Below are 23,662 nucleotides of genomic sequence, written 5' to 3'. Positions count from 1 at the left end.
TCCCCCTCGCGGGTTGGCGACCCTCTGTACCGACCATTGTAGCACGTGAGTAGCCCTGGGCATAAGGGCCATGAGGACTTGACGTCATCCCCACCTTCCTCCGGTTTAACACCGGCAGTCTCATTAGAGTGCCCAGCCGAGCTGATGGCAACTAACGATAGGGGTTGCGCTCGTTGCGGGACTTAACCCAACACCTCACGACACGAGCTGACGACAGCCATGCAGCACCTGTCTCAGAGTTCCCGAAGGCACCCCCGCCTTTCAGCGAGGTTCTCTGGATGTCAAGCCCAGGTAAGGTTCTGCGCGTTGCTTCGAATTAAACCACATGCTCCACCGCTTGTGCGGGCCCCCGTCAATTCCTTTGAGTTTTAGCCTTGCGGCCGTACTTCCCAGGCGGAGTGCTTATCGCGTTAGCTTGGTCAGCGCAGGGGTCAATACCCGCACCGACGAGCACTCACCGTTTACGGCGTGGACTACCAGGGTATCTAATCCTGTTTGCTACCCACGCTTTCGGGTCTGAGCGTCAGTCATCGTCCAGAAGGCCGCCTTCGCCACTGGTGTTCCTCCCGATATCTACGAATTTCACCTCTACACCGGGAATTCCGCCTTCCTCTCCGAGACTCTAGTGAAGCAGTATCGAATGCAGTTCCGGGGTTGGGCCCCGGGATTTCACATTTGACTTACTCCACCGCCTGCACCCGCTTTACGCCCAATGATTCCGAACAACGCTTGCGCCCTCCGTATTACCGCGGCTGCTGGCACGGAGTTAGCCGGCGCTTCCTTTGGAGGTACCGTCAGACTCCAAAGCTATTCGCAATGGAGCTTTCTTCCCTCCTGACAGAGGTTTACGACCCGAAGGCCTTCATCCCTCACGCGGCGTTGCTGTCTCAGGCTTGCGCCCATTGGACAAAATTCCCGACTGCTGCCTCCCGTAGGAGTCTGGGCCGTGTCTCAGTCCCAGTGTGGCTGATCATCCTCTCAGACCAGCTACCCATCGGAGCCTTGGTAGGCCATTACCCCACCAACTAGCTAATGGGACGCGGGCTCATCCCCAGGCGATAGCTTCCAAGGAGAGGCCATCTTTTTCCACGTCGTCCGGAGACGTCGTGGTCTCATCCGGTATTAGCACCAGTTTCCCGGAGTTATTCCAGACCTGAGGGCAGATTACCCACGTGTTACTCACCCGTGCGCCACTGTACTCATCACCGAAGTGACTTTCTCGTTCGACTTGCATGTCTTAAGCACGCCGCCAGCGTTCGTTCTGAGCCAGGATCAAACTCTCCAGTTCAAACCTGTTTCGAGCCCGCACCGAAGTGCGAGCTCGGTGTTTCGGGGCCGGATTCGCGCAACAGGCCGATGCGCGAATCGCGGTTGATGTACACAGAACTCGGCTCCGCCCGAACCGCAGTGCCCCCGAAGGCCCGCGACTCGTTTGGAACCAGAACGCTATTCAGTTTTCAAAGACCGAACGAAGCCGAGAACGAGCCTGTTTCGAGCTCACCCGGCAAGCGTCTCATGCGGCGCCGCTTGGTTCCTCTCGGAGAGAGGCAGTCGGCCGCGCCATCCCGTCGGACACACAATCATTTCGACAGGGCGGCGGAATCTAAAGGAGCTTGCGGGACGGGTCAAGGGCATTTTCGCGCCCTCGATGACCGATTTTTCCGCGTGGCTCCGACCGCCGGGCCGCCCTCTCACTCGGCCCTCAGTCGAGCCAAACTCGAGCGTAGCGCCGCTTGCCGGCTCTCAGCAGGTAGGGCCCGGGCCCCAGCCGCGCGTGGGCGTCCCGTTGTGGCTCACCGTCGACGTGGACGGCGCCCTGCTGGACGAGCCGCCGCGCGTCGCTCCGGCTCGACGCGAGACCGACCGCCTCGAGCACCTCGAGGAGCCCCAGGTCCGGACCGCCGCCGAGCGGGAGACGCGTCTCGGGAACGTCCTCGGGCACGCCTCGCGACTGAACGACCCGACGGAAGTGCTCGCGCGCGTCCACTGCCGCGTCGCGGCCGTGCAACCTCTCCACGACACGGCCCGCGAGAGCCTGCTTGAGCTCCATCGGCGCACCCCGCCCCGCGCGCTGCTCCGCCGCGCCGGCTTCCACCTCCGGCCACTCGCCTAACGAGAGGATGCCGACGTAGTCGAGCATGCACTCGTCGGAGATGCTCATGATCTTGCCGAAGACATCTGCGGGCTCGTCCGTGATGCCCACACAGTTGCCGAGGCTCTTCGACATCTTCTCCTTGCCATCGGTCCCGACGAGGAGCGGAAACGTGAGCACCGCCTGTGTGCGCTGTCCGTAGTGGCGTTGCAGATCCCGCCCCATGAGCAGGTTGAACGTCTGATCGGTTCCGCCGAGCTCGACGTCGGCTTCGAGCGCGACCGAGTCGTATCCCTGCACGAACGGGTACAGGAACTCGTGCACGGAGATAGGCTCTCCGGCCGCATAGCGCTTTGCGAAGTCGTCCCGCTCGAGCAGGCGCGCCACCGTCTGCGTCGAGCAGAGGCGGATGAAGTCCGTGGGAGTCAGCCGATCCATCCACTCGCTGTTGAACCGCACCTCGGCGCGCTCGACGTCGAGGAGGCGCGCCACCTGGTCCACGTAGGTGCGCGCGTTCTCGGCGACCTGCTCGCTCGACAGCGCGGGCCGCGTCTTCTTCCGTCCCGACGGATCGCCGATCCGCGCAGTGAAGTCGCCGATCAGGAAGATCGGCAGGTGCCCCAGCTCCTGGAACGTGCGCAGCTTTCGGAGCACGACCGTGTGGCCGAGGTGGAGGTCCGGCGACGACGGATCCATGCCGAGCTTGACGCGGAGCGGACGATTCTCGGTCACGGACTCGGCCAGCCGCTCGCGCAGCTCGTCCTCGCCGTAGATCTCGACGCACCCGCGCCGGATCTCCGCCATCTGCCGCTCGACCTCGGCCTTCACACCGCCGCTCATGCCCGTCCGCTCTCCTCGCCGCACCGGTCGCCGATGGCCTGCGCGCCGGCCGCGATCACGCAGCCTCGCTCCGTCGCGACGGCGCGCACGCGCACGTCCCACGCCGCCATCGGCACCGCGTCGACGAGCTGCGCAGCGTAGGCCAGCCCACAGGTGAACGGGACCGGATCGCGGCCGAGGAGCCGATCGTAGAATCCGCCGCCGCGGCCCAGGCGCCCGCCCGCGGCGTCGAAGGCCAGCCCCGGCACGATCACGAGCCCGACCTCGTCGAGCGTGTACGTCCGCGCGCCTGGCGGTGGCGACGGAACACCGAGCTCGCCGATCACGAACTCGTCCCAGGCATCGATCGGCGCGAGCTCGATGTGCGCGGACGGGCCGTGCGCGTCGCGGACGATCCGAGGGAAGAGAGTGCGCTTGTCGGCCGCGCGCGCCCGCTCGAAGAGCGGGCGCGTCGCGATCTCGCGCCCGATCGACGCGAACAGCGCGATCGTCTCCGCGCGCTCGAAGGCCGGCAGCGATGCCACCGAGCCCGCTGCCGCGAGACCCGCTTCGACGCGGGCGACCGAGCCCGGCGCGGGAAGCGCGCGCGCGCGCATCGCGAGCCGCAGCTCGCGCTTCGCGCGTGCGACGGAGTCCATGGCCCGCCCGTCGTCAGCGAGGAGCGCCACTCGACGGCACGGCCGCCTCTACCCGCTCGATGAGCGCGCGGAGCGCCTCGGGCGGCGGCGCGGCGGCGCGCTCGCCTCGGAGCTCGACCAGCTCGCGCGCGATGTTGAGCGCCGTGAGGAGCGCGATCTCGAGCGAGTCGACGGCACCCGTCCGCGTGCGGATGCGCTCCATCGTTTCGTCGACGTAGCGCGCGACGCGTTGCAGTGCGTCCTCGTCCGCGTCACTGCGGATCCGGTACTCGTTGCCCGAGATCCGCACCGCGATCGAACGTCTGGCCGCGCTCACGACGGCATCGCTCCCGCGGTCGGCCGCGACGGCGAGGCCGCATCGCTGTCACCGGAGCCCTCTTCGGTGCGGTCGAGCATCTCGTCGAGCTGCTCGAGGCGCGCCACCAGCGCGTCGATCCGCTCGACGGCCGCCCCGCGGCGCGCGGAAGCGGTCGCCAGCTCCGCTTCGAGAGCCGCGATGCGCGCATCGCGCACGGCCAACTCGTCGTGGAGCGCGGCAACCTGGAGCTCGAGCCCATCGCGGTGGTCGATGAGGGACTCGACCGCGCGAGCCAATCTCGCGAGATCGAAGGCGTCGCCGCTGCGCGATGTGGTCACGCGCCCCTCCGCACGCCGGTGCTCCCCGGCGGATCGTCGCGCCGACCGTCGACGAAGCGACATCATCCGGCGCGTGCGCGGTGGCGTCAAGCACGACGACCGCTGCTGCGAACGCAGCAACGCGCTCGATACTCAAACTGCGTTCGGAACCAGCTCGCGCGGTGCGCGCTCCGCGACGGCGCGCCTAGTAGACAGCGTTGCGCGACTGGAGCCGCGTGCTCCCCATCAGGAAGGCATCGACCTGCCGCGCGCACTCCCGCCCTTCCCACTGCGCCCATACGACGAGGGATTGGCCACGGCGCGCATCACCGGCGACGAAGACGCCCGGCTCGCTCGTCCCGAACGTGCGGGTGTCGGCGGCGACGTTGCCGCGCGGGTCGAGATCGACGCCGAGCCCCGCGAGCAGTCCCTCGCGCACGGGATGGACGAAGCCCATCGCGAGCAGCACGAGATCGGCCGGGAACACGTGCTCGCTCCCCGGCACCTCGCGCATCGACGACATGATCGGGCGATCGAGCTCGTCGCGGTCGAACGCCACCTCGATCGCGTGCAGCGCGGTGACGCGCCCGTCCCGGCCCTCGAGCCGCGTGGTCTGGATGGCGTAGATCCGCTCGCCGCCTTCGACGTGCGAGCTCGAGACGTTGAAGTAGTACTTCTTCGCCAGCGGCCACGGCTCGGAGGCGTGGCGCCCCTTCGGCGGCGTCGGAAGGAGCTCGAGCGACGTGACCGACTTCGCGCCCTGGCGGTGCGACGTGCCGATGCAGTCCGAGCCGGTGTCGCCGCCGCCGATCACGACGACGTGCTTGTCCGTCGCGAGGATCGCCTCCGACGCGGGCACCTCGTCGCCGGCGACACGCCGGTTCTGCTGCGGCAGGAACTCCATCGCGAAGTGCACGCCGTCGAGGCTGCGGCCCTCGACCGGGAGGTCGCGCGGCTTCTCGCAGCCGAGCGCGAGCACGATCGCGTCGAAGCTCTTGCGCAGCTCGGGCACGGACAGGTCGACGCCCACGTGGACGCCCGTCTGGAAGACGACGCCCTCGGCGCGCATCTGCTCGACGCGCCGATCGATGAGCACCTTCTCGAGCTTGAAGTCGGGGATGCCGTAGCGGAGCAGCCCGCCGACGCGATCGTTCTTCTCGAACACCGTGACGGAGTGGCCGGCACGGGCCAGCTGCTGGGCGGCCGCGAGCCCGGACGGCCCCGAGCCGACGACCGCCACCGAGCGACCGGTCCGGCGAGCCGGGAGCACGGGCTGGATCCAACCCTCGTCCCACCCGCGCCGCACGAGCTCCCACTCGACCTGCTTGATCGCGACCGGATCCTGGTTGATCCCCAGCACGCACGCCTGCTCGCAGGGAGCGGGGCACACCATCCCGGTGAACTCCGGGAAGTTGTTCGTCGAGTGCAGCCGCGCGAGCGCGTCCTCCCACTTGTCGCGGAAGACGAGGTCGTTGAAGTCGGGGATGATGTTCCCGAGCGGGCAGCCGTTGTTGCAGAACGGGATCCCGCAGTCCATGCAGCGCGACGCCTGCGTCTGCAGCACGTCGCGCGGGAAATCCTCCTGCACGCAGCGGTAGTCGTGCAGCCGCTCTTCGACGCTTCGGTAGCGCGTGTTCTCGCGCCCGTGCTTCAGGAAGCCACGCACATCACCCATTGCCGCTCTCCGCCGCGATCCGCTCCGACTGAGCGCGCTTGTAGTCCTGCGGGAAGACCTTCACGAACTTCGGCGCCATCGCGTCCCACTTCCGCAGCACCTCGTCCGCCTTGCGGCTCCGCGTGTACTGGAAGTGCCGCCGCAGCATGCGCTGGATCAGCTCGATGTCCTCGTTCTCGAGCGGGTCGAGCTCGACCGTGACGGGGTTCACGCGACTCGCGAAGCGCCCGTCCTCGTCGAGCACGTAGGCGATTCCGCCGCTCATGCCCGCCGCGAAGTTGCGGCCCGTCGGCCCGATCACGATCACGCGCCCGCCCGTCATGTACTCGCAGCCGTGGTCGCCGACGCCCTCGACGACCGCGTTGGCACCGCTGTTGCGGACCGCGAAGCGCTCGCCCGCGATGCCCTGGAAGTAGGCTTCGCCACTCGTCGCGCCGTAGAGCACGACGTTGCCCGTGATGATCGACGTCGACGGGTCGAACGTCGCGCCCGCCGGCACGCGGACGACGATGCGGCCGCCGCACAGCCCCTTGCCGCAGTAGTCGTTCGTGTCGCCGTCGACCTCGAACGTGAGGCCGCTCGTGCAGAACGCGCCGAGCGACTGGCCCGCGCTCCCCTTGAAGCGCATCGTGATCGTGTCCTCGGGCAGCCCCTCCGCTCCGTACTTCCGCGACACCTCGGAGCCGAGGATCGTCCCGACGGTGCGGTCCGTGTTCCGGATCGGAAGCTCGATCACCACCTTCTCGCCGCGCTCGAGCGCGGGCCGCGCGCGCTCGAGCAGCTGCATGTCGAGGACGCTCTCGAGCTCGCGTGCGAGCGTCTGCCCGGAATCGTTGTGGATCGAGTGCGGGACGTCCGGCTTGTGGAAGAGGTCCGAGAAGTCGAGGCCCCGGCTCTTCCAGTGCGACGCCGCGCGGTTGACGTCGAGCCGCTCGACGCGCCCGACCATCTCGTCGACGGTGCGGTAGCCGAGCTTCGCCATGTACTCGCGCGCTTCCTGCGCGATGAACAGCAGGTAGCGCACCACGCTCTCCGGCTGCCCGGCGAAGCGCTTGCGCAGCTCGGGATCCTGCGTCGCGATGCCGACGGGGCACGTGTTGAGGTGGCACACGCGCATCAGGATGCAGCCGAGCGCGACGAGCGGTGCGGTCGCGAAGCCGAACTCGTCCGCGCCGAGGAGCGCCGCGATCACGACGTCGCGTCCCGTCTTGAGGCCGCCGTCCGTCTGCACGCGGATGCGCCCGCGCAGATCGTTGAGCACCAGCGTCTGCTGCGTCTCGGCGAGCCCGAGCTCCCACGGGAGGCCCGCGTACTTGATCGACGCCTGCGGCGACGCGCCCGTGCCGCCGTCGTGGCCCGAGATCAGGACGCCGTCCGCCTTCCCCTTCGACACGCCCGCCGCGATCGTCCCCACGCCCGTCTCGGACACGAGCTTCACGCTGACGCGCGCGTAGCGGTTCGCGTTCTTGAGGTCGTAGATCAGCTGCGCGAGGTCCTCGATCGAGTAGATGTCGTGGTGCGGCGGCGGCGAGATGAGGCCGACGCCCGGCGTCGAGTGGCGCACGCGCGCGATCGTCTCGTTGACCTTGTGGCCCGGGAGCTCGCCGCCTTCGCCCGGCTTCGCCCCCTGCGCGATCTTGATCTGCAGCTCGTCCGCGTTCACGAGGTAGTGGCTCGTCACGCCGAAGCGTCCCGACGCGACCTGCTTGATGGCGCTGCGGCGCAGGTCGCCGTTCGCGTCGGGCGTGAAGCGATCCGGGTCCTCGCCGCCCTCGCCCGTGTTCGACTTGCCGCCGAGGCGGTTCATCGCGATCGCGAGCGACTGGTGCGCCTCGAGCGAGATCGAGCCGTAGCTCATCGCGCCCGTGCAGAAGCGCTTCGCGATCTCGCTCGCGGGCTCGACCTCGTCGAGCGGCACGGGCGGGCGGTCTTCCTTGAACGTGAACAGCCCGCGCAACGTGCACGCCGACTCCGCCTCGCCGTCGGCCGCCTTCGAGAACGCCTTGTAGTCCTCGTAGCTGCCGCGCTTCACGGCGATCTGGAGGCGCGAGACCGTGTCCGGGTTGAACGTGTGGCGCTCGCCGCGGGCGCGCCACTGGTACGAGCCGCCCGCGTCGAGCTCCGGATACGCGTAGGCGTCGCCCGGGAAGGCGCGCTCGTGCCGCATCGCGCACTCGCGCGCGATCACGTCGTACGAGACGCCCGACACGCGCGACGCCGTCCCGGCGAAGCAGCGGTCGACGAGCGCGCGGTCGAGCCCGACCGCCTCGAAGATCTGCGCCCCGCGGTAGCTCGCGAGCGTCGAGATGCCCATCTTCGCGAACGTCTTGAGCAGGCCCTTGTCGTTCGCGTAGACGAAGTTGTGGATCGCCTCGTCGCGATCCAGGCCGGCCGCGACGTAGACGCCGTCCTCGACGATCTCCTCGATCGTCTCGATCGCGAGGTACGGGTTCACGGCGGCGGCGCCGTACCCGATCAGCAGCGCGACGTGCGCGACCTCGCGCGCCTCGCCCGTCTCGCACACCAGGCCACAGCTCGTGCGGAGCGCCTTGCGGATCAGGTGGTGGTGGACGGCGCCCGTCGCGAGCAGCATCGGGATCGGCGCGAGGTCCGGCCCGACGCCGCGGTCCGACAGGATCAGGATGTTGGCGCCGTCGCGCACCGCCTGCTCGGCCGCGGCGCACAGCGCGTCGAGCGCACCGCGCAGGCCGTCTCCGCCGTCCGCCACCTTGAACAGGCACGGCAGCGTGACGCTGCGGAAGCCGTCCGCGCGGATCTGTCGCAGCCGCTCGAGCTCCTCGTTCGTGACGACGGGGTGCTCGATCCGGATCATGCGCGCGTGCGCTTCCGTCTCCTCGAGGAGGTTCCGCTCGGCGCCGAGCGTCGAGTAGAGCGCCATCACCGGGCGCTCGTTGATCGAGTCCATCGCGGGGTTCGTGACCTGCGCGAAGAGCTGCTTGAAGTAGTGGTAGAGGAGCCGCGGGCGGTCCGAGAGGCAGGCGAGCGCCTCGTCGTTGCCCATCGAGCCGATCGGCCACTTGCCCTGCTCGGCCATCGGCCCGAGCAGGATCTTCATGTCCTCGATCGTGTACCCGAACGCCTGCTGCAGCGTGAAGCGCTGCTCGGGGTTGCCGTGCTCGACCGGCACCTCGGCCGTCGGGAGGTCCGACAGCACGAGCCGGTTGCGCTCCACCCACTCCCGGTACGGCCGGCGCTCGACGTAGCGACGCTTGATCTCCGCGTCCTCGATGATGCGGCCTTCCTCGAGGTCGATGCAGAAGATCTTGCCCGGGTGGAGCCGCTCCTTCTGCAGCACGCGCTCGGGCTCGATCTCGATCACGCCGACCTCGGACGCCATCACGACGATGTCGTCCTTCGTCACGATGTAGCGGCTCGGGCGCAGGCCGTTGCGGTCGAGCACGGCGCCGATCAGCTTGCCGTCGCTGAAGCCGATGGACGCCGGGCCGTCCCACGGCTCCATCAGGAACGAGTGGTACTCGTAGTAGGCGAGGAGATCGGGATCCATGTCGTCCCGGTTCTCCCACGCCTCCGGGATCATCATCAGGATCGCTTCGGGAAGCTCCCGGCCGGTGAGCACGAGGAACTCGAGCGCGTTGTCGAACTGCGCCGAGTCCGAAGCCCCGTCGCGCATGATCGGGTAGAGCTTGTGGAGGTCGTCGCCGAAGGCGTCCGACGCCATCGTGCCCTCGCGCGCCAGCATCCAGTTGCGGTTGCCGCGGAGGGTGTTGATCTCGCCGTTGTGCGCGAGGTACCGGAACGGATGCGCGAGCGACCACGTCGGCATCGTGTTCGTGCTGTAGCGGGAGTGGACGAGCGCGATCGCGGACACGAGCGCCGGGTCGGCGAGGTCCGGGAAGAAGTCGTGGATCTGCCGCGAGATCAGCATGCCCGTGTAGACGAGCGTGCGGCTCGAGCAGCTCGGCACGTAGAAGAAGTGCTCGTCGCTCGCGTTCGCCTTCTCGACCAGGCGACGGATCACGTACAGCTTGCGCTCGAACGCGAGCTCGCGGACGCCGTCGGCGGCGCCGATGAACAGCTGCTCGATGCGCGGCAGCCCTTCGCGCGCGACCGGACCGATCGCGGCGGGAGAGTTCGGAACCGCGCGCCAGCCCAGCACGCGCTGGCCTTCCTCGCGCACGATGCGCTCGAACTCCGCCTTCTGCGCAGTCGCCGCGCTCTCGTCGAGCGCGAGGAACACCATCGCGCAGGCGTAGGCGCCGGCCTCGGGAAGCTCGATGCCGAGCGCCCGCGTCTCGCGCCGCAGGAACGCGTCGGGCATCTGGATCAGGATGCCGGCGCCGTCGCCCGAATCCGGATCGCAGCCGCACGCGCCGCGATGTTCGAGGTTGCGCAGCGTCTCGAGGCCCATCTCGACGATGTCGTGCGACTTCGCGCCCTTGATGTGCGCGACGAAGCCGACGCCGCACGCGTCGTGCTCGTTCGCCGGGTCGTAGAGGCCCTGCTTGCGCGGAAGACCGAATTCGCTCATTGCGCTCTCACCTGACTCGCACGGGACTCTCGCGCTCCGATCGCGCGGACACTCTTCTCGCGGGCCGCGCCGGGGACGCGACGTGCGGAAGAGCTCCTCTGCGATCGGGATCCGGGCGGGCCGCGCGCCTGCGGCCCTCTCGCCGACCGATCCGCCGATCGACCGGCTCGCGACGACCGCCTGCCGCCGACCGCCCGAGCAGGCTGGGGCGCCGAAGTACGCGAGAGTCCGATGTTTTTCGGACGGATCACCCTAGTCGAAGCGAGCCGCGCTTGTCAACCGATCGGAGCGCGGTGGCCCCGCGGGCCTCACGTGCGTGCCCGATCCTTGAGCAGCGCGCGCATGCGATCCGGGCGGTTCGTGAACAGGCCGTCGACGCCGAGGTCGAGCAGCCGCTCCATCCAGTCGAGCTCGTCGACCGTGTACGGATGGACCGCGAGCCCCTCGCCCTTCGCGCGGCGCATGAACTCCGCGTCGACGAGCCCGAAGAACGGGTTGATCGCCTCGGCGCGGTGCTCGATCGCGCGCTCGAACATGCGTTCGGGGTGCTTCCAGTCGACGAGGACGGCGATGCGCGCCTCCGGCGCCTCGTCGCGCAGCACGCGCAGCACGCCGTCGTAGAAGGAGGAGTAGAGCGTGCGCGCGAGCACACCCCGCGCCCGGGCCGCATCGAGCGCGACGCGTTCCATTCCGCGGTACGCGCGCTCGGTCCCGATCTTGAGCTCGAGGTTGAACGGGATCCGCGCCGCGAACGCATCCAGCACCTCGTCGAGGGTCGGGATGCGCTGGCCCTCGCCGGCGTCGAGCGCGCGCAGCTCGGCCATCGTGTAGTCGCCGACCTCGCCGGGCGCGCCGAGGTGCTCGAGCGTCGCGTCGTGCGAGATCGCCACGACGCCGTCCTTCGTCGTGTGCAGATCGATCTCGATCATGTCCGCGTCCATCTCGACGGCGAGCTCGTAGGCGACGAGCGTGTTCTCGGGCCGATAGGCGGAGGCGCCGCGATGCGCGATGACGAGGGGAGCGCGCGCGCTCACGCGTCGGCCCACGCGAGCGAGCGCTCGACCGCCCGCTTCCAGCCCGCGTAGAGCGCGTCGCGCTCGGCCGCCCCGAGGCGCGGCGCGAACACGCGTTCGACGCTCGCCGTTCCCGCCAGCTCGTCGGCGTCGCGCCAGAAGCCGACGCCGAGGCCCGCGAGCGCGGCGGCGCCGAGCGCCGTCACCTCGAGCACGCCGGGCCGCTCCACCTCGACACCGAGCACGTCGGCCTGGAACTGCATCAGGAAGTCGTTGCGACACGCGCCCCCGTCGACGCGCAGCCGCCCGAGCGCGATGCCCGCGTCGCGCTGCACGCACTCGACGACGTCGCGCGTCTGGTAGGCGATCGACTCGAGCGTCGCGCGCACGACGTGCGCCCGGCTCGTCCCGCGCGTGATGCCGAGCAGCGCGCCGCGCGCGCGCTCGTCCCAGTAGGGTGCGCCGAGGCCGACGAACGCGGGCACGAGGTAGACGCCGCCCGTGTCCGGCACGGACTCGGCGAGCGCCCGCGTCTCCGCCGCTTCGCGCACGAGGCCGAGCCCGTCGCGCAGCCACTGCACGGCCGCACCCGCGACGAAGATGCTGCCCTCGAGCGCGTACTCGACGCGCCCTCCGAGCCCCCAGGCGAGTGTCGTGACGAGGCCCGTCGTCGACGCCGGCGCCTCGGCGCCCGTGTTCATCAGCAGGAAGCAGCCCGTTCCGTACGTGTTCTTGGCGAGGCCCGGCCGCGTGCAGCCCTGCCCGAAGAGCGCCGCCTGCTGGTCGCCCGCGATGCCGGCGATCGGAACCTCCGCGCCCAGCCACGCGGCGTCCGCGGTGCCGAACACGCCGCTCGAGTCGCGCACCTCGGGCAGCATGGCGCGCGGGATGCGCAGCTCCTCGAGCATGCGCGCGTCCCAGTCGAGCGCGCGGATGTCGTAGAGCATCGTGCGCGACGCGTTCGAGTACTCGGTCGCGTGCACGGCGCCGTTCGTGAGCTTCCAGACGAGCCAGCTGTCGACGGTCCCGAAGCACAGCTCGCCGGCTTCGGCGCGCGCCTGTGCGCCCGGCACCGCATCGAGCACGAACCGCACCTTCGTCGCCGAGAAGTAGGCGTCGATCACGAGGCCGGTCGTGCGCGCGACGTGGTCGGCGAGGCCGCGCTCGCGCAGGGCCTCGCAGATCGGCGCCGTCTGTCGCGACTGCCAGACGATCGCGCGGTGGATCGGCTCGCCGGTCGCGCGGTCCCACACGAGCGTCGTCTCGCGCTGGTTCGTGATGCCGATGGCGGCGACGTCGGCCGCGGACGCGCCCGCCTTCGCGAGGACGCCGCGCGCGGCGCGCAGCTGGCTGTCCCAGATCTCGTGCGCGTCGTGCTCGACCCAGCCGGGCTTCGGGAAGTGCTGCGGGAACTCGTGCTGATCGACGGCGACCACCGCGCCCCGCGCGTCGAACAGGATCGCTCGCGACGAGGTCGTCCCCTGATCGAGCGCCATCACGTAGCGGGCCATGCGTCGTCGCTCCCTCCGCCGCGCGCGGCGGGCGCGCGTCTCAGGCGTCCTCGCCGAAGAGCGCCGCAACGAACTCGCCGGCGTCGAAGTCGCGCAGGTCTTCGACGCCCTCGCCGACGCCCACGTACTTCACCGGGATGCCGAAGCGGTCGGCGAGGCCGACGATGACGCCGCCCTTCGCCGTGCCGTCGAGCTTCGTCAGCACGAGGCCCGTCACCTTCGCGACGTCGGTGAAGAGCTCGGCCTGCGAGATCGCGTTCTGCCCGGTGTTCGAGTCGAGCACGAGCAGCGCCTCGTGCGGCGCGTCGGGAAGCTCCCGCGACAGGATGCGGTGGATCTTCCCGAGCTCCTCCATCAACGGCTTCTTCGTCTGGAGCCGGCCGGCCGTGTCGATGATCGCGACGTCGGCCTTGCGCGCGATGGCGGCCTTCACCGTGTCGAATGCGACGGCGGCCGGGTCGCTCCCCTGCTTCGCCGCCACCACGTCGCAGCCCACGCGCTCGCCCCAGACCTGGAGCTGCTCGATCGCCGCGGCCCGGAAGGTGTCGCCCGCGCCGAGCACCACCTTCTTGCCGGCGCGCGCATAGCGACCGGCGAGCTTGCCGATCGTCGTCGTCTTGCCCGAGCCGTTCACGCCGAGCACCAGCACGACGTGCGGCGCACCGCGCGTCGCGAGCGGCGCGCCCTCGGGCTGGACGCGCGCCAGCTTCTCGGCGATCGCCGCGCGCAGCACGCCGCGCACCTCGCTCGCGTCGCGCCCCTTCGCCTTCGCGCGCACCGTCTCGAGCAGCGACTCCGCCGTCGGCACGCCGAGGTCGGCCGTGAACAGCAGCGCCTCGAGCTCCTCGAGCACGTCGTCGTCGACCTTGCGGCCGCCGAGCATCGAGCCGAGCCGGCCGACGAACGCGCCGCTCGTCCGCGCGAGCCGCTCGCGCAGCGGCGCGCGCGGCGCAGCGGCGGGCGCCGCGGCAGCGGGCGCCGGAGCGGGGTGCCGGCGCGGCCGCAGCGGGCGCCGAGCGCGGCAGGCGGCGGCGCCGAGCGCGGCGCAGGCGGCGGCGCGGCGGGCGCGACGGGGGAGCCGGCTCGGGAGCCGGAGCGACCGGAGGTGCGAGCGCGTCCTCGCGCGCGCGCGTCGGCGCAGGCAGCGGCGCGGGCGGAGCCACTGGCGCCGACGGAGCCACCGGCGCGGGCGAAGCCGTCGGCGCGGGTCCTTCGGCGCGGACGGCCGGCGGCGCGGGCGGCGACGGCGGTGCGGTCTGCGTCGGCGATGGGGCCGGCGCGCGATCCGCGGGCCGCGCCGCCGGCGCGCTTCGGCCGCGGCGCCGACTCCACGTCGGGCCGCGGCGCCGGCTCGAGAGCGCGGACCAGCGCGAAGGCCGCGAGCGACAGCGCGACGATCGCGAGGGCCACCGCCTCGGGATGCGACGCGATCCAGGCTGCGAGCTCGTTGCCGGTCATCGGGGGCGGGAGAATACGCGACGCGCGCCGCTACGCTCCCTCGCCGTGTCCGCGCCCGCCGACCCCGCCCACGTGGCGCATGCCGCCGCGCCCGGCCGAGCGCCGCTCGCGAGCGCGGCGCGACGCGCACGGTCCGCGGCGCCGTGGATCGCGCTCGCCGCGGGCGTCGCGTTCGCCGTCGCCTTCGCAGCGACGCGCAACCTCTACGACGACGAGGTCGCGTCGTTCCGCCTCGCGACGCAGGGCTATGCGGATCTCTGGCGCGAGGCGAACGCGCACGACGTGCACCCGCCCGGACAGTACGCGCTCGGGCGGCTCTTCCTCGGCCTCGCCGGCTCGCCGCGGCGCGCGATGCTGGGCCCGATCGCGCTGCTCTACGGGAGCCTCGCGCTCTTCGTCGCCGCGCTGCTGCGCGAGGGCGAGCTCCGCGGCGGCGCGCGCGCGCTGTTCGCGGCGGTCGCCGTGCTGCACCCGCAGGTCGCGATGTGGGGAACGTCGCTGCGCTGGCAGCCGGCGTGGACGGCGCTCGCGCTCGTCTCGCTCGTGCTCGCCCTCGGTCTCGGCCGGCGACGCGCGGCGCACCCGCACGACGACACGACGACGACGATGCGCTCGTCCCGACGCTGCCCGCGCAGGTCGGCGCGGGGCTCGCGCTCGCGGGCATGCTCTACCTCAACTACCTGACGATCCCGTTCGCCGTCGCGCTCGCCGTCGGCGTGGCCCTTCGCTTCGGCATCGCGCCCGCACGCCCGCGGCGCCTCGCGCGCCTCGCCCTCCCCTTCGCGATCGCGGCCTTCGCCTTCGCGCCGCAGCTGTCCCCGATGTGGCACGTGCACATGCAGGCGACGCAGGCGCAGGTCGCGAACCGACTGATGGTGCTCCTCAAGCTCGTGCCCGGCGCGGTCGTCGGCGAGCCACTGCTCCCGTGGCATCCGCTCGCCGTCGTCTTCGGGGTCGCGACGCTGCCGCTGCTCGCACTCCTCGCCTCCGCGCTCGTTCGCCACGCGCGCACGCGCGGGCTCGCGAGCGGCCCGCAGCCCGCGTGGGTCGCGATCGCGGGCGTCTACGCCGCGCTCTTCGCACTCGCGCTCGCGACGGGGCTCGGGCGCAAGCCGCGCAGCTTCGTCGTGCTCGGGCCGCTCTTCGCCTATCTGTTCGCGTTCGCATGGCAGCGCGTCCGGCGCGGCGCGCTGCGCGGCGCGGTCGTCGCGCTCGTCGCCGCGTGGATCGCGACGAGCCTCGCGCACCTGTGGCTTCGCGTCGGCACCTCGAAGACGGGCTTCAACGACCACTACGAGGAGGTCGTCGCGTTCGCGCGCTCGACCGCGCGCGGCCGTCCGGCCGTCTTCTTCACCCACGATCCCGCGCTCGCGTTCGCGCTGCACGAGCACGCGCGCGCGAGCGACGACCCGTGGGTCGCCTGCAGCGTGGCGCCCGACTGGTACCACGGCGTCGACTGCGCGGCCGCGCGCGGCGTGCCGCCGCGTTTCGAGCGCGTCTTCCTCGTCACGGGCTACGTCGGGTCGTTCCTCGCGCAGCGCGCGCAGCTCGCGGCCGCGATCGACGCCGTCGGCCACTCGATCGACGTCGAACGGCGCGGCGAGCTCGGCCGCGACCGCGACGCCGCGATGAAGCGCCGCCTCCCGGGCGCGCTCGCGAAGCTCACGCCCGACTACCGGTTCACGGTGTTCGAGGGGCCGCCGCGACCGGGCTTCGCCCTCGAGCGGCGGGCAGCGGACTACCAGGCGCTGACACCACCGCCGGGAGCCGCGCCGGTGCGCGGGGACGAATGACCGACGCTAGGTGAGGCTCACCGACACGAGCTTGCTCACGCCCTTCTGCTCCATCGTCACGCCGTAGAGCACGTCCGCGACCTCGATCGTGCGCTTGTTGTGCGTGATGACGAGGAACTGCGACGAGACGGCGAGCTCCGTGATGAGCTGGTTGAAGCGGCCGACGTTCGCGTCGTCGAGCGCCGCGTCCACCTCGTCGAGCAGGAAGAACGGCGACGGGCGCACCTGGAAGACGGCGACGAGCAGCGCGAGCGCCGTCATCGTCTTCTCGCCGCCCGACAGCAGGTTCACGTTCTGCAGCCGCTTGCCGGGCGGCATCGCCATGATGTCGATGCCGGCCTCGAGGACGTCCTCCGACTCGGTGAGCTGGAGGCTCGCCTGGCCGCCGCCGAACAGGCGCGGGAAGTTCTCGGCGAAGCGCTTGCTCACCTCCTCGAACGTCTCGCGGAAGCGCTTGCGGCTCGTGCGGTTGATGCGCGCGATCGCCTCGCGCAGCGAGTGGATCGTCGCCTCGAGGTCGGTCTTCTGCTCGGACAGGAAGCGGAAGCGCTCGGCGAGCTCCTCGTGCTCCTCGATCGCGCCGAGGTTCACGTCGCCGAGCGACTGCAGCTGGCCGCGCAGCTGCGCGAGCTCGCGCTCGCGCTCCTCGCGCGGCAGGCCGGCGAGCTGCGCGTTGCGGCGCGCGTCGCGGCGCGCCTGCGCGGCCTCGCTCGCCGTCCCGCGCTCGTCGCCCTCGTCGCCGTCGCCCGCGTCGCCGTCCGCCGCCTCGGCCGCCGCGAGCGCGTCGGCCGCCTCGTCCTCGCCGCCCTCGACGTCGTCGGGACTCGGGGGCGCCCACGTCGCCAGGTCGACGCCCCACTTCTCGCGGACGTGCTCGTCCTGGTGGCGCAGGCGCAGCTCGTTCTCGCGCAGCGCGAGCTCGGCCGCGCTCGCCTCCTCGCGTTGCGCGGACAGCTGCCCGCGCACGTCGCGCACCTCGTCCTCGACGCCGCGCAGCGCGGTGGCGATGCGCTCGTACTCGTCGCGCAGCTCCTCGCTGCGGACGCGCGCGTCCTCCTCGGCCTCGAGCTTCGCGGCCAGCGCCGTCTCCGCGTCCGCGATCGTCGACGCGAGCTTGCCGAAGCGCTCGGTCGCCGCCTCGATCTCGCGCTCGCGCCGCGCGATCCACTCGCCCGTCTCGGCCACGGCGCCCTGCGCGCGCTCGCACGCCGCGCGCAGCCGGTCGCGGTTCTCGACGCGGCTCGCGTGCGCGACGCGCAGCTCGGCGACGCGGCTCTCGTTGCGCGACACGTCGCGCGCGCCCGCGTGGATGCGCAGCCCGAGCGCGTCGAGCGCGCGCTGGCGTTCGGCGCGCTCGCCGCGGCGCGCGTCGAGCTGGCCGCCGAGGCGCGCGAGCTCGTCCTGCAGCGCCTCGCTCTCCGCGATCAGCTCCGCCCGCTCCGCCACGCGCGTCTCGTGCGCGTCGCCGAGCGTCTTCACGCGCTCCTTCGAGCGGTCGAGATCCTTCTCGTGGCTCGTCACGGCGAGCGCCGCGGTGTGGTGGCGGTTGCGCAGGTTCTCGAGCTCCTCGCCGGCGCGCGCGGACTCGCTCTCGGCGGAGGCGAGCGCCGCCTCGGCCGCGGCCACCTCGCCCTCGAGGCGCGCCACCTCCTCGCCGAGCTCGCGCACCTCGCGCACGCGTCCGATCGCGCCGCTCGACGCGGCCGCGCCGCCGCCACCGCGGATCACGCCGCCGCGCTCGAGCACGTCGCCCTGCGGCGTCACGAACGTCGCGGGCACGTCGCCGTGCCCGTAGCGGGCGACGGCCTCGGCGAGATCGGGAACGAGATACACGTCGTCGAGCAGCCGGCGCACCAGGCCCTCGAAGCCCGCGCGCGCGCGCACGCGCGACGCGAGCGGCGCGCCGAGCGGCACGATCCCGGTCGCGAGCCGCTCGCCGTGGCCCGCGGCGACGAACACGCCGCGCCCGGCCTCGTCGCGGCGAAGCGCGGCGAGCGCCTCGACGGCGCCCTCCGCGCGGTCGACCACGATCGCCTCGGCGCGCTCCGCGAGCACGGCCTCGACGGCGCGCTCGACCTCGACGTCGACCTCGAGCAGGTCGCGCACGAGCCCGCGCAGGCCGAAGCGCGCGCGCGCCTCGTCGCCGCCGCCGAGCAGGTGGCGCGCGCCCTCGCCGACGTCCTCGAGGCTGCGGGTCACCTCCTCGAGCGACGCGAGCCGCGCGCGGCGCGCCTCGAGCCGCTCGCGCTTCTCGCGCAGCGCGACGCCGGCGCCGCGCACCGCCGCGTGCGCGGCGTCGTGGCGCTGCATCGCGCGCAGGAGCGACTCCTGGAAGCGGTCGCGCTCGGCGAGCAGGTTGCGCAGGCCCTCCTCGAGCGCGTCCTGGTCGCGCGTCGCCTCGGCCGCCTGCGTCTGCTGCACCTCGAGGTCGCGATCCGCCGTGCGCAGCCGCTGCGCGATCGCGTCGCGCCGATCCTGGATGCCCGCGACGCGATCCTCACCGCGCGCGATCGTCGTCAGCACGTCGACGAACGCCTCGTTCGCGGCGTCGCGCTCGCGCTCGAGCGCGCGCAGCGCCTCGGTCGCCGCGCGCGCCTCGGCCTCGGCGGACGCGATCGCGTCGGCCTCGCCGGCGACCGCGGCCTCGAGCCGCGCGAGCTCGGCCTCGCTCTCCTCCGCCTCCGCGCGCGCCGCGTCGCGCTGCTGCACGAGCTGCCCGATCTCGGCGCGCCGCCCCGCGTTCGCCTCGTCGATGCTCTCGCGCTCGCGGCGCGCGAACTCGATGCGGCCCTCGAGCTCCTTGATCTCGCTGCGCAGCGCATAGAGCGCCTCGCTCCCGCGCGCGACGGCCTTCTCGGCCTCCGTGAGCTGGATGCGCTGGTTCTCGACGGCGAGCTCGCGCTCGGCGAGGTTGGTCTGGAGCGCCGTCACCTGGTCGCGCAGCCGCGCGAGCTGGCCGCTCGCGCGCTCGACGTGGCCGAGCAGCTCCGCGCGTTCGTCCTGCGCGAGCGACAGCTCGACGATGCGCAGCGTCTCCTGCAGCCGCTTGTACTTCGCCGCCTTCTTCGCCTGCCGCTCGAGCGACGCGATCTGGCGGCGGATCTCGCCGAGGACGTCGTTGACGCGCACGAGGTTCTGCTCGGTGGAGGCCATCTTGCTCTCCGCCTCGCGCCGGCGCGCCTTGAACTTCGAGATGCCCGCGGCCTCCTCGATCAGGATGCGCCGCTCCTCGGGCTTCGCAGACACGATCTCCGCGACCTTTCCCTGCTCGACGATCGTGTAGCCCTTGGCGCCGATGCCCGAGTCGCGGAAGAAGTCCTGGATGTCGCGCATCCGACACGCCTGCTTGTTGATGCGGTACTCGGACTCGCCCGAGCGGTACAGGCGGCGCGCGATCTCGATCTCGGGAACGGTCGTGAACGGCTCGGGCGCGGTGCCGTCGCGGTTGTCGAAGGTGAGCACCACCTCGGCCATGCCGATCGGCGGGCGCGTCTCCGAGCCCGCGAAGATCACGTCCTCCATCCCCTTGCCGCGCAGCTTGCGGGGCGACTGCTCGCCCATCACCCAGCGCACGGCGTCCACCACGTTCGACTTCCCGCAGCCGTTCGGGCCGACCACGGCCGTGATGCCGTCGTCGTACGTGAACAGCGTGCGGTCCACGAAGGACTTGAAGCCGTGGAGCTGGAGCGACTTGATGCGCACTCGACGCCTCGACGCTGGCCGGCGCGCGCGGAACGACGACGCGGTGCGACGCACCGCGCGAGCGAAGCCGCGCTGGGGGCCCATCCATGGGTCGAGCGGCCGAAGCGACCCTGGGCTCCCGGTTCCAACGGGGACCGGGCGACCGGACGACGCCGAAGCGCCGCACGGCCTCCTGTGGGGGGGACTCCTAAGTACCACTCCGCCGCGCGGAGGTGCAACAAACGGCTCACGAGACGGCGGTTGATCGGCGCGGGTCGGCGGCGGCGCGGTGACGTCGGCGACACGGCTGCGGTGAGGCCGGGCTCGGGACCGAGCGCTCGCGGGAGACGATGCTCGCGGGAGCCGGTGCGCGCGGGAGCGGGGCGCGGGCCGGCTCCGCGAATGGCTCCCCCGCGTATCGCGCGCCGGGGCCCGGTCGTGGCTCGGGAGCGCGGGGTCCGCTCGAGTTCGCTGCGCCGGCCCGCGCCCCGCTCCCGGTGGGTGCGTGCGCGCGATGCGCGCGGCCGTCGCGGCGCGTCGCGCGCCGGGGCCCGGTCGTGGCTCGGGAGCGCGGGGTCCGCTCGAGTTCGCTGCGCCGGCCCGCACCCCGCCCCGGTGGGTGCGTGCGCGCGATGCGCGCGGTGTCGCGGCGCGTCGCGTGCGCCGGGCCCGGTCGTGGCTCGGGAGCGCGGGGTCCGCTCGAGTTCGCTGCGCCGGCCCGCACCCCGCTCCCGGTGGGTGCGTGCTCGCGATGCGCGCGGCCGTCGCGGCGCGTCGCGCGCCGGGGCCCGGTCGTGGCTCGGGAGCGCGGGGTCCGCTCGAGTTCGCTGCGCCGGCCCGCGCCCGCTCCCGGTGGGTGCGTGCGCGCGATGCGCGCGGCCGTCGCGCGCGCGTCGCGTGCCGGGGCCCGGTCGTGGCTCGGGAGCGCGGGGTCCGCTCGAGTTCGCTGCGCCGGCCCGCGCCCCGCTCCCGGTGGGTGCGTGCGCGCGATGCGCGCGGTCGTCGCGGCGCGTCGCGTGCGGGATCCGGTCTCGTTCGCGGAGCGGGCCCGCGTTCGGCTCCCTGTGGGGGGCTCGCGCGCGCTAGCTTGGCCGGTCATGTCGGTGAGAGTCATCGCGCGCCTCGACGTGAAGGGGCGCAACCTCGTGAAGGGCATCCATCTCGAGGGTCTGCGCGCGCTCGGGCTGCCGGGCGAGTTCGCGCGCCACTACTACGAGCAGGGCATCGACGAGCTCGTGTACATGGACGCGGTCGCGTCGCTCTACGGCCGCAACAGCCTGCTCGACATCGTGAAGGCGACGGCGCGCGAGATCTTCGTGCCGCTCTGCGTCGGCGGCGGCCTGCGCTCGCTCGACGACATCCGCGACGTGCTGCGCGCCGGCGCCGACAAGGTGGCGCTCAACACGCAGGCGATCGCGGAGCCCGAGCTCGTGCGCGCGGCCGCGCAGCGCTTCGGCTCGTCGACGATCGTGGTGTCGATCCAGGCGAAGCAGCGGCGCGACGGCAGCTACGAGTGCTTCACCGACAGCGGCCGCGAGGCGACCGGCCGCGAGGTGCTCGGCTGGGCGAAGGAGGCGGAGTCGCTCGGCGCGGGCGAGCTGCTCGTGACCGCGATCGACCGCGAGGGCACCGGGAGCGGCTACGACCTCGCGCTCGTGCGCGCGCTGGCCGAGTCGCTGTCGATCCCCGTGATCGCGAGCGGCGGCGCGGGCGCGCCGAGCGACGTCGTCGACGCGGTCGTCGACGGTCGCGCCGACGCCGTGTGCGTCGCCGGCCTCCTCCACTACGGCGCGCTGCGCGACCGCGCCGACCTCTCGCCGCCCGAGGGCACGGGGACGGGACACGCGGCCGAGCTGCAGCGGCGCTCGGGCATCGAGGGGAGCTCGGTCGGCGCCGTCAAGGAGGCGCTCGCGGCGCGCGGCATCGAGGTACGACGTTAGGCCGCGCGCGCCGCGGCGCGCCGCTCGCGCGCCGCGACGACGGCGACCGCCAGGAGCGCAGCTCCCATCGCGAGCCAGATGCGCGCGGCGATGCCGCGCCCGCCGGCCTCCCGCGCCGCGACGACGGCGCGGGCGCGCTCGACGCGCGCCGCGAGCGCGCGCTCGCGGTGCTGGTGGCGGTAGAGCTGCCCGAGCAGGTCGAGCGCGGGGGCGAACGTCGGCTGCGCATCGAGCGCGCGCACGAGCAGCGACTCGGCGGTCGCGAGGTCCTGCGCGTCGATCGCCGTCATCGCGAGGTTGTAGAGCGCGACGGGCTGCGCGGCGTCGCGCTCGAGGGCGCGCCGCCACCACGGCGCGGCCCGCCGGCGGTCGCCCGTGCGCGCGTCGATCAGGTTCCCGAGGTTGACGTACGGCTCGACGAAGCGCGGGTCCGCCTCGATCGCGCGCAGGTAGTGCGTCTCGGCCTCGTCCGGGCGCCCCGCCTCGCGCAGGTGCGTCGCGAGGTTGTTGTGCGCGATCGCCGATCGCGGCTGCTGCTCGATCGTGTGCCGCCAGAGCGTCGCGGCGTCGCGGTAGGCGCCGCTCTGCACGAAGGTGAGCGAGCCGAGCGCCGCGACCGCGGCGGCGCCGATCGCGACGCGCGCCGCGCGACCGCCGCGCGGGAGGCGCTCGCTCGCGCGCGCGACGCCGGCCGCGATCAGCGCGATCGGCGCGATGCACGGCAGGTACTGCCAGTGGTCCGCGACGTTCGCGTAGCGCATGCCGTAGAGGTCGAAGACGCCGAGCACCGGGAAGAGGCCGGCGAGGAAGGCGCCGAGCCCGACGGCGACGGGACGCGCGAGCGGGTGGCGGTCGCGCAGCGCGAAGGCCCCGCACGCGAGCCCGACCGTCGCCGCGCCGAGCGCGATCTCGAGCGCGCCGAGCCCGTCGATGCGCCAGCGCGGATAGTTGAAGGCGAGACCCACCGGTGCGACGACCTTCGCGAGATAGAACCACGGGATCCGGATCGCGATCGCGACGCGCTCCGCGAGGCTCGCCGTCACCGCGCCTCCCGCGTCGATGAAGTCCCGCTCGAACACGATGCTCGTGACGCCGGCGACGAGCGACATCGCGAAGAGCGGCGCGAGGCGCGCGCACGTGCGCGCGTCGAAGCGACGGCGCGCGCCAAAGTGGAGCAGCCCGAGCACGACCGGCAGCACGACGGTCGACGTCTTCGCCATCAGCGCGAGCAGATGGAACGCCGCGGTCGCGACGTACCAGCGCGCGCGGCCTCCCGCCGCGAGGCGCCGCCACGCGTCGACCGCGAGCAGGAAGCAGGCCGTCGACAGCAGGTTCTTGCGCTCGGTGATCCACGCGACGCTCTCGACGGTGACCGGATGCACCGCGAACACGAAGCCCGCGAGCAGCGCGCCCGGCACGCCGAGCCCGCGGAGCACGAGGAACACGAGCACCGCGTTCAGCGCGTGCAGCGCGACGTTCGCGACGTGCGTCGCGAACAGGTTCGGGCGCCCCGGCGCGAGCTCGCCGAACAGGTGGCGGTCGAGCCACAGCGAGCCGCGCGTGAGCGGCCAGTAGTTCCAGACCGCCGCCCCGCCCTGCGTCCCGACGAGCCCGGGCCGCGGATCGAGCCAGATGCGCCACCAGCCGTCGGGCGCGGCGATCAGGGGGTCGTGCAGGTAGTGGTCGTCGTCGTCCCAGACGTACCCGTCCCACTTCGCGAAGTCGTAGGCGTAGGCGGGCGCGTAGGCGGCGAACGCGACGGCGACCAGCGCGAGCACGGCCAGCGCGCTGCGCGCCTCGCGATCGACTCGCCGTGCCGTGGCCATGACGGACGAGTCTACGGATCGTCGGGCCGCCTCGACCCGCATGCGGCGCGCGAATCGCGCGGAACGAGGC

14 protein-coding genes and 1 rRNA gene (1 of these 15 only partly in view) are annotated in these 23,662 nt (G+C 72.3%); 3 read left to right on the top strand and 12 right to left on the bottom strand.

Annotated features, from left to right (window positions below):
• The 10 genes from R3E88_20840 to ftsY all read right to left on the bottom strand — a co-directional run.
• Positions 1-1,288: ribosomal RNA gene (locus R3E88_20840) — 16S ribosomal RNA — on the bottom strand; it reaches 267 nt to the left of the window's first position.
• A 414-nt stretch (positions 1,289-1,702) separates the two neighbouring features.
• Positions 1,703-2,932, bottom strand: a complete 1,230-nt coding sequence (gene tyrS / locus R3E88_20835; protein MEZ4218929.1) for a tyrosine--tRNA ligase — start codon at positions 2,930-2,932, stop codon at positions 1,703-1,705.
• The gene (locus tag R3E88_20830) at positions 2,929-3,570 is read right to left on the bottom strand and encodes a 5-formyltetrahydrofolate cyclo-ligase (GenBank protein ID MEZ4218928.1); all 642 of its coding nucleotides are present in this window, start codon (positions 3,568-3,570) and stop codon (positions 2,929-2,931) included. The genes tyrS and R3E88_20830 overlap by 4 nt, the downstream gene beginning before the upstream one ends.
• Positions 3,571-3,583: 13 nt before the next feature.
• On the bottom strand, positions 3,584-3,886 hold the full coding sequence (locus R3E88_20825) for a cell division protein ZapA (GenBank protein ID MEZ4218927.1): 303 nt from the start codon (positions 3,884-3,886) through the stop codon (positions 3,584-3,586).
• Entirely contained in the window at positions 3,883-4,326 is a 444-nt protein-coding gene (locus tag R3E88_20820; GenBank protein MEZ4218926.1) for a hypothetical protein, read from the bottom strand. The genes R3E88_20825 and R3E88_20820 overlap by 4 nt, the downstream gene beginning before the upstream one ends.
• 64 nt (positions 4,327-4,390) lie before the next feature.
• Positions 4,391-5,860, bottom strand: a complete 1,470-nt coding sequence (locus tag R3E88_20815) for a glutamate synthase subunit beta (protein ID MEZ4218925.1) — start codon at positions 5,858-5,860, stop codon at positions 4,391-4,393.
• On the bottom strand, positions 5,853-10,370 hold the full coding sequence (gltB, locus tag R3E88_20810) for a glutamate synthase large subunit (protein MEZ4218924.1): 4,518 nt from the start codon (positions 10,368-10,370) through the stop codon (positions 5,853-5,855). Before gltB ends, R3E88_20815 begins: the two co-directional genes overlap by 8 nt.
• 308 nt (positions 10,371-10,678) lie before the next feature.
• A complete protein-coding gene (locus tag R3E88_20805) occupies positions 10,679-11,416 on the bottom strand; it encodes a glycerophosphodiester phosphodiesterase family protein (GenBank protein ID MEZ4218923.1) in 738 nt (245 codons plus the stop codon).
• The gene (gene glpK / locus R3E88_20800) at positions 11,401-12,894 is read right to left on the bottom strand and encodes a glycerol kinase GlpK (GenBank protein ID MEZ4218922.1); all 1,494 of its coding nucleotides are present in this window, start codon (positions 12,892-12,894) and stop codon (positions 11,401-11,403) included. The genes R3E88_20805 and glpK overlap by 16 nt, the downstream gene beginning before the upstream one ends.
• A 40-nt stretch (positions 12,895-12,934) precedes the next feature.
• Positions 12,935-13,777 carry a signal recognition particle-docking protein FtsY gene (gene ftsY / locus R3E88_20795; GenBank protein MEZ4218921.1) on the bottom strand — a complete coding sequence of 281 codons (843 nt, stop codon included), beginning with the start codon at positions 13,775-13,777 and terminating at the stop codon, positions 12,935-12,937.
• 620 nt (positions 13,778-14,397) lie between these two features.
• On the opposite strand from ftsY, the gene R3E88_20790 reads away from it, so the two are divergent.
• Entirely contained in the window at positions 14,398-15,036 is a 639-nt protein-coding gene (locus R3E88_20790) for a hypothetical protein (GenBank protein ID MEZ4218920.1), read from the top strand.
• The gene (locus tag R3E88_20785; GenBank protein ID MEZ4218919.1) at positions 15,015-16,145 is read left to right on the top strand and encodes a hypothetical protein; all 1,131 of its coding nucleotides are present in this window, start codon (positions 15,015-15,017) and stop codon (positions 16,143-16,145) included. Before R3E88_20790 ends, R3E88_20785 begins: the two co-directional genes overlap by 22 nt.
• 6 nt (positions 16,146-16,151) lie before the next feature.
• Here R3E88_20785 and smc read toward each other — a convergent pair whose 3' ends face one another.
• Positions 16,152-19,847: a chromosome segregation protein SMC gene (gene smc, locus R3E88_20780; protein ID MEZ4218918.1), complete on the bottom strand. Its 3,696-nt coding sequence runs from the start codon at positions 19,845-19,847 to the stop codon at positions 16,152-16,154.
• Between the two features lie 1,076 nt (positions 19,848-20,923).
• Between smc and R3E88_20775 the strand changes: the two genes are divergently transcribed.
• Complete coding sequence (locus tag R3E88_20775; GenBank protein MEZ4218917.1) at positions 20,924-21,766, top strand: imidazole glycerol phosphate synthase cyclase subunit; 843 nt, start codon at positions 20,924-20,926, stop codon at positions 21,764-21,766.
• Here R3E88_20775 and R3E88_20770 read toward each other — a convergent pair.
• Positions 21,763-23,592, bottom strand: a complete 1,830-nt coding sequence (locus tag R3E88_20770; GenBank protein MEZ4218916.1) for a tetratricopeptide repeat protein — start codon at positions 23,590-23,592, stop codon at positions 21,763-21,765. The two genes, R3E88_20775 and R3E88_20770, sit on opposite strands and share 4 nt — an antisense overlap.
• Between the last annotated feature and the right edge of the window lie 70 nt (positions 23,593-23,662).

This window comes from Myxococcota bacterium, from assembly GCA_041389495.1.
In the GTDB taxonomy this organism is placed as follows: domain Bacteria; phylum Myxococcota_A; class UBA9160; order UBA9160; family UBA4427; genus JAWKRT01.
Note: the sequence above shows the minus strand (reverse complement) of the source record. Positions and strands in the feature narration are given on the sequence as shown.